Annotated in this window: 13 protein-coding genes; 4 read left to right on the forward strand and 9 right to left on the reverse strand. The window is 45.3% G+C overall.

Annotated features, from left to right (window positions below; all coding sequences use genetic code 11):
- Positions 1–18: 18 nt before the first annotated feature.
- Positions 19–537, forward strand: coding sequence for an S-ribosylhomocysteine lyase (luxS, locus tag HW45_RS18980; protein WP_031493706.1), 519 nt, complete (start codon positions 19–21; stop codon positions 535–537).
- A 90-nt stretch (positions 538–627) separates the two neighbouring features.
- Here luxS and ruvX read toward each other — a convergent pair whose 3' ends face one another.
- The 8 genes from ruvX to metK form a co-directional block, all read right to left on the reverse strand.
- Entirely contained in the window at positions 628–1053 is a 426-nt protein-coding gene (ruvX, locus tag HW45_RS18985) for a Holliday junction resolvase RuvX (RefSeq protein WP_006075166.1), read from the reverse strand.
- Positions 1054–1095: 42 nt separating this feature from the next.
- A complete protein-coding gene (locus HW45_RS18990; protein WP_038229626.1) occupies positions 1096–1665 on the reverse strand; it encodes a YqgE/AlgH family protein in 570 nt (189 codons plus the stop codon).
- Between the two features lie 17 nt (positions 1666–1682).
- A complete protein-coding gene (gshB, locus tag HW45_RS18995; RefSeq protein ID WP_038228926.1) occupies positions 1683–2630 on the reverse strand; it encodes a glutathione synthase in 948 nt (315 codons plus the stop codon).
- A 13-nt stretch (positions 2631–2643) separates the two neighbouring features.
- Entirely contained in the window at positions 2644–3375 is a 732-nt protein-coding gene (gene rsmE / locus HW45_RS19000; protein WP_038228928.1) for a 16S rRNA (uracil(1498)-N(3))-methyltransferase, read from the reverse strand.
- 80 nt (positions 3376–3455) lie between these two features.
- Positions 3456–4166, reverse strand: coding sequence for an endonuclease (locus tag HW45_RS19005; protein ID WP_038228930.1), 711 nt, complete (start codon positions 4164–4166; stop codon positions 3456–3458).
- A gap of 97 nt (positions 4167–4263) precedes the next feature.
- A complete protein-coding gene (locus HW45_RS19010) occupies positions 4264–4773 on the reverse strand; it encodes a SprT family zinc-dependent metalloprotease (RefSeq protein ID WP_038228932.1) in 510 nt (169 codons plus the stop codon).
- An 82-nt stretch (positions 4774–4855) separates the two neighbouring features.
- The gene (locus HW45_RS19015) at positions 4856–5650 is read right to left on the reverse strand and encodes a DUF2189 domain-containing protein (RefSeq protein WP_038228936.1); all 795 of its coding nucleotides are present in this window, start codon (positions 5648–5650) and stop codon (positions 4856–4858) included.
- 358 nt (positions 5651–6008) lie between these two features.
- On the reverse strand, positions 6009–7160 hold the full coding sequence (metK, locus tag HW45_RS19020) for a methionine adenosyltransferase (RefSeq protein WP_006075173.1): 1152 nt from the start codon (positions 7158–7160) through the stop codon (positions 6009–6011).
- A gap of 307 nt (positions 7161–7467) precedes the next feature.
- On the opposite strand from metK, the gene tkt reads away from it, so the two are divergent.
- Positions 7468–9480 (forward strand): transketolase, encoded by a 2013-nt coding sequence (gene tkt, locus HW45_RS19025; RefSeq protein ID WP_038229628.1) that lies wholly within the window; start codon positions 7468–7470, stop codon positions 9478–9480.
- 66 nt (positions 9481–9546) lie between these two features.
- Here the strand turns inward: tkt and HW45_RS19030 are convergent, their stop codons facing one another.
- A complete protein-coding gene (locus tag HW45_RS19030) occupies positions 9547–9777 on the reverse strand; it encodes a hypothetical protein (RefSeq protein ID WP_038228938.1) in 231 nt (76 codons plus the stop codon).
- Positions 9778–9966: 189 nt separating this feature from the next.
- Here HW45_RS19030 and epd point away from each other — a divergent pair, with 189 nt between their 5' ends.
- Both epd and HW45_RS19040 read left to right on the forward strand, forming a co-directional pair.
- Positions 9967–10992 (forward strand): erythrose-4-phosphate dehydrogenase, encoded by a 1026-nt coding sequence (gene epd, locus HW45_RS19035; protein WP_038228941.1) that lies wholly within the window; start codon positions 9967–9969, stop codon positions 10990–10992.
- 152 nt (positions 10993–11144) lie between these two features.
- The gene (locus HW45_RS19040; protein WP_006075685.1) at positions 11145–12308 is read left to right on the forward strand and encodes a phosphoglycerate kinase; all 1164 of its coding nucleotides are present in this window, start codon (positions 11145–11147) and stop codon (positions 12306–12308) included.
- Positions 12309–12314 lie beyond the last annotated feature (6 nt).

Genomic DNA, 12314 nt, shown 5'->3' on the forward strand with positions numbered 1-12314 from the left:
CGCTAAGGAGAATCAATCATGCCACTACTGGATAGCTTCACGGTAGACCACACAAAGATGCACGCACCAGCCGTACGTGTAGCGAAAACAATGCAAACCCCAAAAGGAGACACCATCACGGTGTTTGACTTACGTTTCACGGCGCCAAACAAAGATATCCTTTCTGAGAAAGGCATCCACACGCTTGAGCACCTATACGCTGGCTTTATGCGTGCACACCTAAATGGTGATGCTGTTGAAATCATCGATATTTCTCCAATGGGCTGCCGTACAGGTTTCTACATGAGCTTAATCGGTACACCTTCAGAGCAACAAGTAGCGGACGCTTGGTTAAGCGCGATGCAAGACGTTCTGAAGGTAGAAAGCCAGAACAAGATTCCTGAGCTAAATGAGTATCAGTGTGGTACGGCGGCTATGCACTCTTTAGAAGAGGCAAAAGCGATTGCGGAAGCGATTATTGCGGCGGGTATTCAAGTAAACAAAAACGACGAGTTAGCTCTGCCAGAGTCAATGCTTCAAGAATTGAAAGTCGATTAATTACGTGTTTAATTAATGACCTTAGTAGGTTGAGTAGACATAATCGATTAAAAAGGATGACTCATTGGTCATCCTTTTTTGTTACTGAACTTAAGCCCATTGCGCTTCAAACCAGCTTTCTAAAATCACTACCGCTGACTGACAGTCGACATTGCCCTTCGATAGAGCTTTATAACCACCCATCTCAAATAATTCTGCTCGCGCTTCCGCGGTGGACAGACGCTCATCGTGCAACTCTACTTGAAGCCCAAATCGGCCATGAACTCGATTAGCAAACTTTTTCGCTCGTGCGGTAATTTCCTCTAGTGCTTTGCCATGCAGATCCGTCGGTAATCCAACAACGATCAGATCTGGTTGCCACTCTTTGAGCATAGCCTCAATATCATCCCAGTTTGGAATGCCGTCTTTGGCTTTGAAGGCTTTCAGTGGACTTGCAGTGCCAGTGACTTCTTGACCAATGGCGCTACCAATACTCTTGGTTCCATAATCGAAGGCGATAATGGTTCTGGATGTCATAGTGTTTTGTCTCTTACGTCGTGCAGTAAACGGTTCGGGAGGTTAGGCATGCCCGACTTGCGTGGATAACTGGGCAATATCAATGCCAAGCATAGCAACGGCGGTGCTCCATCTTTCTTCGACTGGAGTCTCGAAAATGATGCTCGGATCAGCTTCAATGGTTAACCAAGAGTTCTCAGCCAACTCAGATTCAAGTTGGCCGGCACTCCATCCAGAGTAGCCAAGAGCGACCAGGTAGTTATCAGGCTGTGCATCAGTACCGAGTACCGCCAGAATATCTTTTGAGGTCGTGACGGAAACCTTGTCCGTGATCTGTATGCTTGATTGATATTTATCTTTGGGTTTATGGAGGATAAAACCTCGATCTTCAGACACCGGCCCTCCATTGAGCACCGGTTCATCGAGGCTCTTACTATGAGTGGTTTGAGAGGCAATGGGCAACTCGACCTGCACTTGCTTGAGCATGTTGGCAACGGTGACATCAATAGGGGTATTGATCATAATCCCCATTGCGCCTTCTTCATTATGTTCACATACATAAATGACACTGCGCTGAAAGTAGGGGTCTTGCATCCCTGGCATAGCAACAAGAAAATGGTTGGCTAGGTTCATCATGGCCTCTCCCACGGTTACTTCCCTAAACGGCGCTCGATGGCATCCATCAGCTTGCCAGTAATAGAGATGTCAAAGGCTGCCTCAATCTCACGAATGCAAGTTGGGCTGGTGACATTGATTTCAGTTAGTTTGTCGCCAATTACATCCAGACCTACAAATATTAGGCCTTTCTCTTTTAAAGTTGGAGCAACGGCTTCGGCTATTTGCTTGTCTGTCTCACTTAAGGGACGAGCTTCACCGCGGCCACCTGCAGCCAGGTTACCACGCGTTTCACCTTTCGCTGGAATGCGAGCTAAGCAATATGGCATAGGCTCTCCATCAACGACAAGGATGCGCTTGTCACCATTGCTGATGTCAGGAACAAAAGTCTGTGCCATCGCGTAGTTTTGACCGTGATTGGTCAATGTTTCAATAATAACGGACACGTTAGGGTCATCTTGCTTAACGCGGAAAATGGAGGCTCCGCCCATACCATCTAGTGGTTTAAGAATAACGTCACCATGCTGGTCACGGAACTGCTTAATCTTCTCGGCTTTGCGAGTCACAATCGTCGTTGGAGTAAGCTCCGGGAACCAAGCTGTGAACAGCTTTTCGTTGCAGTCACGTAGACTTTGTGGCTTGTTAACGATTAATGTGCCTTTCTCTTCTGCGCGCTCAAGGATATATGTGGCGTAAATATATTCAGTATCAAATGGTGGATCCTTGCGCATCAATACGGCATCAAGTTCTGACAGCTCAATAGTTTGCTCAGAAGTGAATTCATACCAACCATTTGGGTCTTCTTTCAGCGTGACAATCTTGGTATCGGCAACGGCTGTGCCTTGATCTAAATGCAGATCGTTCATTTCCATATAATGGATTTCATAACCACGACGTTGGGCTTCCAACATCATTGCGAAACTAGAATCTTTCTTAATGTTGATGGATGAAATTGGATCCATCACGATACCGAGTTTGAGCATTATTTTTCTCCCGTTAACCTAAATCGCCAAAGCGTACTTGCAGTGCAGTGATGGCCGTTAATGCCGCCGTTTCTGTTCGCAAAACACGAGGACCAAGCAGGGTTTCTTCGAATTGATATTGTTCTGTCATTTCAATTTCTTGCGCCGATAGACCTCCTTCAGGGCCTATAAGCAGGCGAACCTTAGTAACAGGTTCTGGCAAGGTATTGATTGAATATTTCGCTCTTGGATGTAGGTTGAGCTTAAGGGCTTCCGATGGCTCTGCACACCATTGCTCTAACGACATAATCGGTCGAATTTCAGGAATGGTGTTACGCCCGCATTGTTCGCAAGCACTGATAGCAATCTTTTGCCATTGCTGCAGTTTCTTTTCAAAGCGTTTAGCATCGAGCTTAACGCCGCAGCGCTCTGAGATAAGCGGGGTGATGGTATTGACGCCTAACTCAACCGACTTTTGAATAGTGAACTCCATTTTGTCACCACGAGAAATGACCTGACCTAAATGCAGATCCAAAGGTGATTCTATGCTGGCCGACACTTTTTCTTGTATGTCGACGTCCACATTCTTTTTACCAATCTGAGTAATAGTGGCTGGAAATTCATGACCCGAGCCATCAAATAACAACACTTCTTGACCTTCTTTCATGCGCAATACGCGGCTCACATGGCCAGCGGCATCTTCACTTAGTGCAAGAGTCCCTAAAGCGTGGATTGGTTCAGGGTGATAGATACGAGGTATACGCATAAAAACTTCCAAAGAACAAAACTGTATAGAGGTATAAGATGGATGCCCGCCCATAAAATTACAAGGGCTGGCGTCTCGATTTAGCTAGGATTTTTACAGGCTTCTGCCACAAATGGGTTATCGTTGCCTTGAATACGCTTGATGCGTTCATTGCGAGTGCACTCCCAAGTGTCGACAGGGTAAGTTTTATTCCAAGCTTGCATTAACTGTGTTTGTTGTTTGGATAGCTTAAACCCGTACTCTTTACTCATATATAAGTAGGTACGGGCGATGGAACCTTTAGCTCGGTCTGGTGGCATGACTTTGCGTTGTTTGAAGTTGACTTGCATCTCGCAACGGCCATAGCTGACGCCATCAATACCATTCCACTGAGAGAAGTTGTAATTGGAGCGGTCGCCATTGACTTCACCGATAGCCGGTGTGAGATTGTGTAAATCTGCCTCCATTAATTTGAAAGCTTTATCGTTTCGAGTGCAGTTCTTCCGGCCACCTTCTTGCCAGCATTGACGCTGGTGGCCAAATTGCCATGCGGGTACGACATGTTCCCATTCAATACGACTTGCACGTTTCTGCTGTTTGCGGACTTGATAACCACAAGATGACAGGTCTGGAACGCCTCTTTTGCCTTGCCATTGAATATCACACCCACAGTAAAAACTGATAGGGTGATCCGCATAGATTTTGACGGCTTCTTTCTTCGCTTTGCTAAAGCTACTAGGTGGAGCACTAAGCGCTGAGAATGAGGTTAAACCGATGAATAGCGCCAAGACAAAAGATAAATAACGATTCATTGCAAGTCTTTAAAAAGGTTGAGATAACCTAGTTTAACTCGCAAAAAGTGCCTAATCTACCGATAGATATGTAGATTACTCGGCAAGGCTCCTCAATTTAACTGAGTTGTTTGCCCGTGAATTTAATTTGGCTGCCACATTTTCGGCAACGATAACTGGCCTGCTGACGCAACACTTTGTTGTGTCTTCTTATGGATACGGGGAAAGTGTCGCACTGACAGTGGTATTCGAAGGTACGACCTTGAACGGATTGAACATTCATAGAATGTGTGGTCTTCGGTGTTAACGAAAAGACTTGGCTCATAACCATTTGCCACTCCGCTCCATGTGGGCGCACTCGACCAAAGCAAGCAAACGTAATGAGATGAGCGACTTCATGTGGAATCACTTCGTTGATAAAAGCTAGTTGGTTCTCGGCAAACAAGACAGGGTTTAATCGTATCTCCCATGTTTGTAAGTAGGCTTTTCCCGCCGCTTTGCCACGAAGTTGGTAGTTTAGGGCGGGCATAGGAAAGTCTCGCTCTAAGTAGTGGCGAGCCTGTTCGATACATTGTGCTAGCTTTTTTACTGCGAGGTAGTGCAGCTCTTCGGATGGAGATGATTTCATTTAACTCAATCAAAAAATAACGCCCAAATGAGGGCGTTATTCTAGAGACATTGGTTATGTTTGCAATATATTGCTCGTTGGCTTAAAGATGATGTTTTTTCTTAATGGTTTCGTGATAGGCGTGCCATGTACCATAGCCTAGGATTGGCATAGTAATGATCATCCCAATGCCATAGGTAGCGAAGCCAATCAAGATTCCGCCACAGATTACCAAAGCCCATACAATCATGGCTGGAATATTAGATTTGACCGCATTGAAGCTAGTAAACACGGCGGTCATCACATCGACGCGTCTCTCCATCATGAGTGGAATCGAGAACGCTGAAATGCTGAAGATAATCGAAGCAATCACAGCTCCAATAATACTACCCGTAATCAAAAATGGTGCAAAATCAGTTAAGGGTGCGCCTTGAACAGAAGGGTAGAGAGCGTGCAACAAGGCTGCGATTCTCATCCAGAAAATCATCGCTACAGCGAGTAAAACAGCAAATGCCCACTGTGAGGTGGAATTTCTACCGATGGCTTTCATGGAGTGGAACAGACTGGGTTTGTGTCCTTTTTCTCTTTCCCAAGCAGCGTCATACAATCCAAGTGCCAAAAATGGCCCTATGAGCATATAAACCACCAAACTCGGCATGATGACTAGATGAGTTCCTTGCCATTGTACTAGTAGCACAATCGCGACAGCGGCAGCAGTAAAGCATAAGCCATAAAATGCGCTGATAATTGGCATCCGAATAAGGTCATGCAAACCAAGTGCTAACCAGTGAAATGGTGCTGACACACTCAGTTGATTGCAAGGAATAGTTTTAGCGTAATCTTGATCCCTGACTTCGTGTTTCTTGTGGAAGTCGTCGGTATTTACAGTTCGAGGCATATGTCCTCCCTGATTTGACAAACTGGCCTACGTTTCTCAGGGCATGGCGCTAACGATGCTGGTTATTCAGCACGAACAGATCTAGCAAAATGTCGTTGTTTAGCGTCTTCCCCTCATAAGTGCTCTATTTACAGTACGAACCTCAGACCTGAAAAGGTCTGTTTGCAAGGGCACTTTTGATTAACTATTAACCGAGTTGTGAGAAAACACAATTTTTAGAAGGGTATAAATCACGTGCTGCAATATCCATTTTTAACAATGTTGAAACAAAGTGTTTGAAATGGTTAGCAATAAATACAAAAAAGCCTTCAAAAAATATTTTGAAGGCTTTTTAGAGTATTAGTTCAGAGTTGGCAGATTATAAACCAGCAAAGTCGCGTAGGATTGCTGCTTTGTCTGTCGCTTCCCATGGGAACTCTTCACGACCGAAGTGACCGTATGCTGCTGTCTTCTTATAGATTGGCTGAAGAAGGTTTAGCATCTCTTGCAGACCATATGGACGTAGGTCGAAGTTTTGACGTACTGCTTCGACGATGATGTCGTGAGATACTTTTTCAGTACCGAATGTTTCCACCATGATAGAGGTTGGATCAGCAACACCGATAGCGTAAGAAAGTTGGATTTCACAACGATCTGCCATACCAGCAGCAACAATGTTTTTCGCTACATAACGTGCTGCATATGCTGCAGAGCGGTCTACTTTTGATGGATCTTTACCAGAGAATGCACCACCACCGTGACGAGCTGCGCCGCCGTATGTATCAACGATGATCTTACGACCTGTTAGACCACAGTCACCCATTGGACCACCGATTACGAAACGACCGGTTGGGTTGATGAAGAAGTTAGTTTCTTTGTTGATCCACTCTGATGGTAGTACTGGTTTGATGATCTCTTCCATCACAGCTTCGCGTAGGTCTGGTGTAGAGATTGAATCACAGTGCTGAGTTGAAAGAACAACGGCATCGATACCAACGATCTTACCTTGATCGTACTGGAACGTTACCTGAGATTTAGCGTCTGGGCGCAACCAAGGTAGAGTACCGTTCTTACGCACTTCCGCTTGTTTTTGAACAAGACGGTGAGAGTAAGTAATAGGAGCTGGCATTAGGATGTCAGTTTCGTTAGTTGCATAACCGAACATGATGCCTTGGTCACCAGCACCTTGCTCTTTAGGGTCTGCTTTATCAACGCCTTGGTTGATGTCTGGAGACTGTTTACCGATAGTGTTTAGTACCGCACAAGAATCAGCGTCAAAGCCCATATCTGAATGAACGTAACCGATCTCACGAACAGTTTCACGAGTCAATTCTTCGATATCAACCCATGCTGAAGTAGTGATCTCACCACCTACCATCACCATGCCAGTCTTAACGTACGTTTCACAAGCAACACGTGCTTTTGGGTCTTGTTCTAGGATTGCATCAAGTACCGCATCAGAAATTTGGTCAGCGATTTTATCTGGATGGCCTTCTGATACAGATTCAGAAGTAAACAGGTGCTTAGCCATGAGAGCTCCAATTACATTTTAAAGTGAGAATATCGTACTCACTTATAGAAAATTCAATGATATATTGTAGGTGTATCTACATCTAGACGTCTATTCTATTCATCAATGTTCGATTAGCAAGCGATTTTTGCTTTTAAGTTATAGCCAATCGTTTGCCTAATTTTGTTAAAGAAACGCGCTTTAGTAAGACATTATCGCGGCAAAAAGCCAAAAAATGACGGTAAAACGTTTGCAGAGAGTATGGGGCTTTGCGACAATAGCGCCGCTGATTATTCGTTCAGCTTATGAAAAACTTGGAATTCGCTTAATGCACTCAGGAGCCTACATGTCTTCTCGTAAACAACTCGCTAATGCAATCCGCGCGCTAAGCATGGATGGTGTTCAACAAGCTAACTCAGGTCACCCAGGTGCGCCAATGGGTATGGCAGATATCGCTGAAGTTCTTTGGCGTTCTCACCTAAATCACAACCCGTCAAACCCAGAGTGGGCTGACCGCGACCGTTTCGTACTGTCAAACGGCCACGGCTCAATGCTGATTTACTCTCTGCTTCACCTAAGCGGTTACGAGCTATCAATTGACGATCTTAAAAACTTCCGTCAACTGCACTCAAAAACACCAGGTCACCCAGAGTACGGCTACGCACCAGGTATCGAGACGACGACTGGCCCTCTAGGTCAAGGCATCACCAACGCGGTTGGTATGGCGATTGCTGAGAAATCTCTTGCAGCTCAGTTCAACAAAGAAGGTCACGATATTGTCGACCACTTCACTTATGTCTTCATGGGTGATGGCTGTCTGATGGAAGGTATCTCTCACGAAGCGTGTTCACTAGCGGGTACCCTAGGTCTGGGTAAGCTGATCGCTTTCTGGGACGACAACGGCATCTCTATCGATGGTGAAGTGGAAGGTTGGTTCTCTGATGACACACCTAAGCGCTTCGAAGCATACGGCTGGCACGTAATTCCTGCAGTTGACGGTCACGATGCTGACGCGATCAATGCAGCGATTGAAGCGGCAAAAGCGGATCCACGTCCAACACTTATCTGTACTAAAACCATCATCGGTTTTGGTTCACCAAACAAAGCGGGCTCTCACGACTGTCACGGTGCACCACTAGGTCACGACGAAATTGCAGCAGCACGTGAATTCCTTGGTTGGGAACACGGTCCATTCGAAATCCCTGCTGACATCAAAGCAGAGTGGGATGCAAACGAAGCGGGTAGCGCAAAAGAAGCAGCTTGGAACGAGAAGCTAGCGGCTTATGAAGCGGCTTACCCAGAACTAGCAGCTGAGTTTAAGCGTCGTGTGAACGGTGAGCTTCCAGCTCAGTGGGAACAAGAAGCAAGCAAGATCATTGCTGATCTTCAAGCGAACCCAGCAAACATTGCATCTCGTAAAGCGTCTCAAAATGCTCTAGAAGCGTTCGGTAAGATGCTTCCAGAATTCATGGGCGGCTCTGCTGACCTTGCACCATCAAACCTCACTATGTGGTCTGGCTCTCAGTCGCTAACGGCTGACGATGCGTCTGGTAACTACATCCACTACGGTGTACGTGAATTCGGTATGACGGCGATCATCAATGGTATCGCTCTGCACGGTGGTTTCGTCCCTTACGGTGCAACCTTCCTAATGTTCATGGAATACGCTCGTAACGCAATGCGCATGGCTGCACTGATGAAAGTGCAAAACATCCAAGTTTACACTCACGATTCTATCGGTCTGGGTGAAGATGGTCCGACGCACCAACCAGTTGAGCAAATCGCATCACTACGCGTAACGCCAAACATGAGCACATGGCGTCCATGTGACCAAGTAGAGTCTGCGGTTGCTTGGAAATACGCGATTGAGCGTAAAGACGGTCCAACATCGCTAATCTTCTCTCGTCAAAATCTTGCACAACAAGATCGTAACGCAGAGCAGCTAGCCAATGTTGCTAAGGGTGGTTACATCCTGAAAGATTGTGAAGGTACTCCAGAGCTTATCCTTATCGCTACTGGCTCTGAAGTTGAGCTAGCAACAAACGCTTACGCTGAACTGACGGCTGAAGGTAAGAAAGTACGCGTAGTGTCTCTTCCTTCTACTGACGTATTTGATGCGCAAGATGAAGCATACCGTGAAGCAGTTCTTCCTGCTGCAGTGACTAAGCGTATTGCTGTTGAAGCAGGTATTGCGGATTACTGGTACAAGTATGTTGGCTTCGGTGGCAAGATCATCGGCATGACAACATTCGGTGAATCTGCGCCAGCGGGTGAGCTGTTTAAGATGTTTGGCTTCACAACCGAAAACGTTGTAAACACAGCAAAAGAGCTACTTGCTTAATTAGAAGACTCAATAAGCATCGTTAGTACATGAAAAGCCGAGCCTTAGAGCTCGGCTTTTTTATGGCTATTCAAATTCACTACCTTTGTTATCCAACTCGCGTCTGCCACAGATTTGGCAGGTGACATAGCGGTCCATATCATAGTAGTGCCCGCCATTGATAAACGCGTGCAGCAATAACTTAATTCGACCAAGGATCTTTGGGTCTTTGTCATAGCGACTTGGTTTACGTATCAAGACTTCGTTATGAACAGTTTCTTTATTACATGATTGGCAGTAATGCTGACCAGTAAACATGGGACACCTCCTGTGCAGTGAAAACGAGGTCGTTAAATGGCACGAGAGATGCACCCTTTAACCATGGTAGCAGAGTGAACTTTTAGCGGATGGCGTGTTTTGGAGACTTGCCTCGCAACTGTTAATGCGAAATGACAGTTGATCGGTTACTATGCACACCTTCATAACGTGAACTAAGGATGTAGTGCGATGTTAAAAGTGGCTATTAATGGCTTTGGTCGCATTGGACGAAATGTACTTCGAGCAATCTATGAAAGCGGCAAAAACGATAAAATACAAGTCGTCGCGGTCAACGAGCTTGCTCAACCTGAAGCAATGGCACATTTGCTTCAATACGATACTAGTCATGGTCGATTTGCCAAGAAGATCTCTCACGATCAAGAGCACCTGTATGTTAATCACAGCGATGGCAAGTTCGATACGATTCGAATTTTACACTCTGCTGAGATAAATTTGCTGCCTTGGCGTAATTTGGACGTTGATATCGTCTTGGATTGCACCGGGGTATTTGGTTGCCGTGCCGATGGCCTAGAACATATCGCTGCGGGTGCTAAAAAAGTGCTATTTTCTCACCCTGGTTCACACGATCTTGATAACACTATTATTTATGGTGTGAATCATGACTCCTTGACACAAGAGCAGGTTATTGTTTCTAACGGCTCTTGCACCACTAACTGTATTGTTCCTGTCATTCAAGCGTTAGACGAAGCATTCGGCATCGATTCCGGTACCATTACCACTATTCACTCGGCGATGAATGACCAACAAGTTATTGATGCTTATCATAGTGACTTACGAAGAACGCGTGCTGCGAGCCATTCTATTATTCCAGTTGATACTAGATTGCATAAAGGTATTGAACGCATTTTTCCGAAATTTTCTAACAAATTTGAAGCAATTTCTGTCAGAGTGCCAACAATTAACGTCACCGCTATGGATTTAAGTGTAACTATAAATACGAATGTGAAAGTTAATGACGTAAATCAAGTCATTATTAACGCATCTCGGTGTACATTAGACGGCATTGTTGACTATACTGAAGCACCGCTGGTTTCGATAGACTTTAACCATGACCCACACAGTGCCATTGTCGATGGGACACAGACCCGAGTAAGCGATGGTCGCTTGGTCAAGATGTTGGTTTGGTGTGACAACGAGTGGGGCTTTGCTAATCGTATGTTAGACACTGCTTTAGCAATGCAGGCGTCCAAGTAGTATCAAGGGCGCAATTTGGGAAAATATTAATTTTGATGCTTGAAATTAATATTCATAAGCCCAATATAAGTAAGCAGTTGATGAATTCCAAAACTTGGCAAGAAGCCGGGTTTTCAAAAACTTTATTTATTTTTTAGTTGAGAGGACTAAACATGTCTGTAATCAAGATGACTGACCTGGAACTAGCAGGTAAACGCGTATTTATCCGTGCGGATCTGAACGTACCTGTAAAAGACGGTAAAGTAACTTCTGACGCGCGTATCCTAGCGTCTCTACCAACCATCAAGCACTGTCTAGAAGCTGGCGCTAAAGTAATGGTTACGTCTCACCTAGGTCGTCCTACTGAAGGCGAGTACGCAGAAGAGTTCTCTCTACAACCAGTTGTAAACTACCTAAACGACGCTCTTGATTGCGAAGTTAAGCTAGCAAAAGACTACCTAGAAGGTCTTGAGCTGAACACAGGTGAACTTGTTGTTCTTGAAAACGTTCGCTTCAACAAAGGCGAGAAGAAGAACGAAGAAGAGCTATCTAAGAAATACGCAGCACTATGTGACATCTTCGTTATGGATGCATTCGGTACAGCTCACCGTGCACAAGCATCTACTCATGGCGTTGGTATGAACGCACCAGTTGCATGTGCAGGTCCTCTACTAGCTAACGAACTAGAAGCGTTAGGTAAAGCAATGGATAAGCCAGCTCGTCCAATGGTTGCTATCGTAGGTGGTTCTAAAGTTTCTACTAAGCTAACGGTTCTTGAATCTCTATCTAAAATCGCTGACCAACTTGTTGTTGGTGGTGGTATTGCGAACACGTTCATCGCAGCTGCGGGTCACAACGTAGGTAAGTCTCTTTACGAAGCAGACCTAGTAGATACGGCTAAGAAGCTAATGGATGAGTGTGCAATTCCAGTGGCAACTGACGTTGCATGTGCAAAAGCATTCGACGAGAACGCTGAAGCAGAAATCAAACACGTTTCTGAAGTTCAAGACGACGATATGATTTTCGACCTAGGTCCAGATTCAACAGCTGAACTAGCGAAAATCCTAAAAGATGCTAAAACTATCCTATGGAACGGCCCTGTAGGTGTATTCGAGTTCAAGAACTTCGAAGCAGGTACTGAAGGCATTTCTAAAGCGATCGCTGAATCAGACGGTTTCTCTGTAGCAGGTGGTGGTGACACGCTAGCGGCTATCGACAAGTTCGGTATCAAAGCTGACGTTTCTTACATCTCTACAGGTGGCGGTGCATTCCTTGAGTTCGTTGAAGGTAAAGTACTACCAGCAGTAGCAATGCTTGAAGAGCGTGCTAAAGCATAATCATCT

Source organism: Vibrio sp. ER1A (assembly GCF_000733315.1).
Taxonomy (GTDB): domain Bacteria; phylum Pseudomonadota; class Gammaproteobacteria; order Enterobacterales; family Vibrionaceae; genus Vibrio; species Vibrio mediterranei.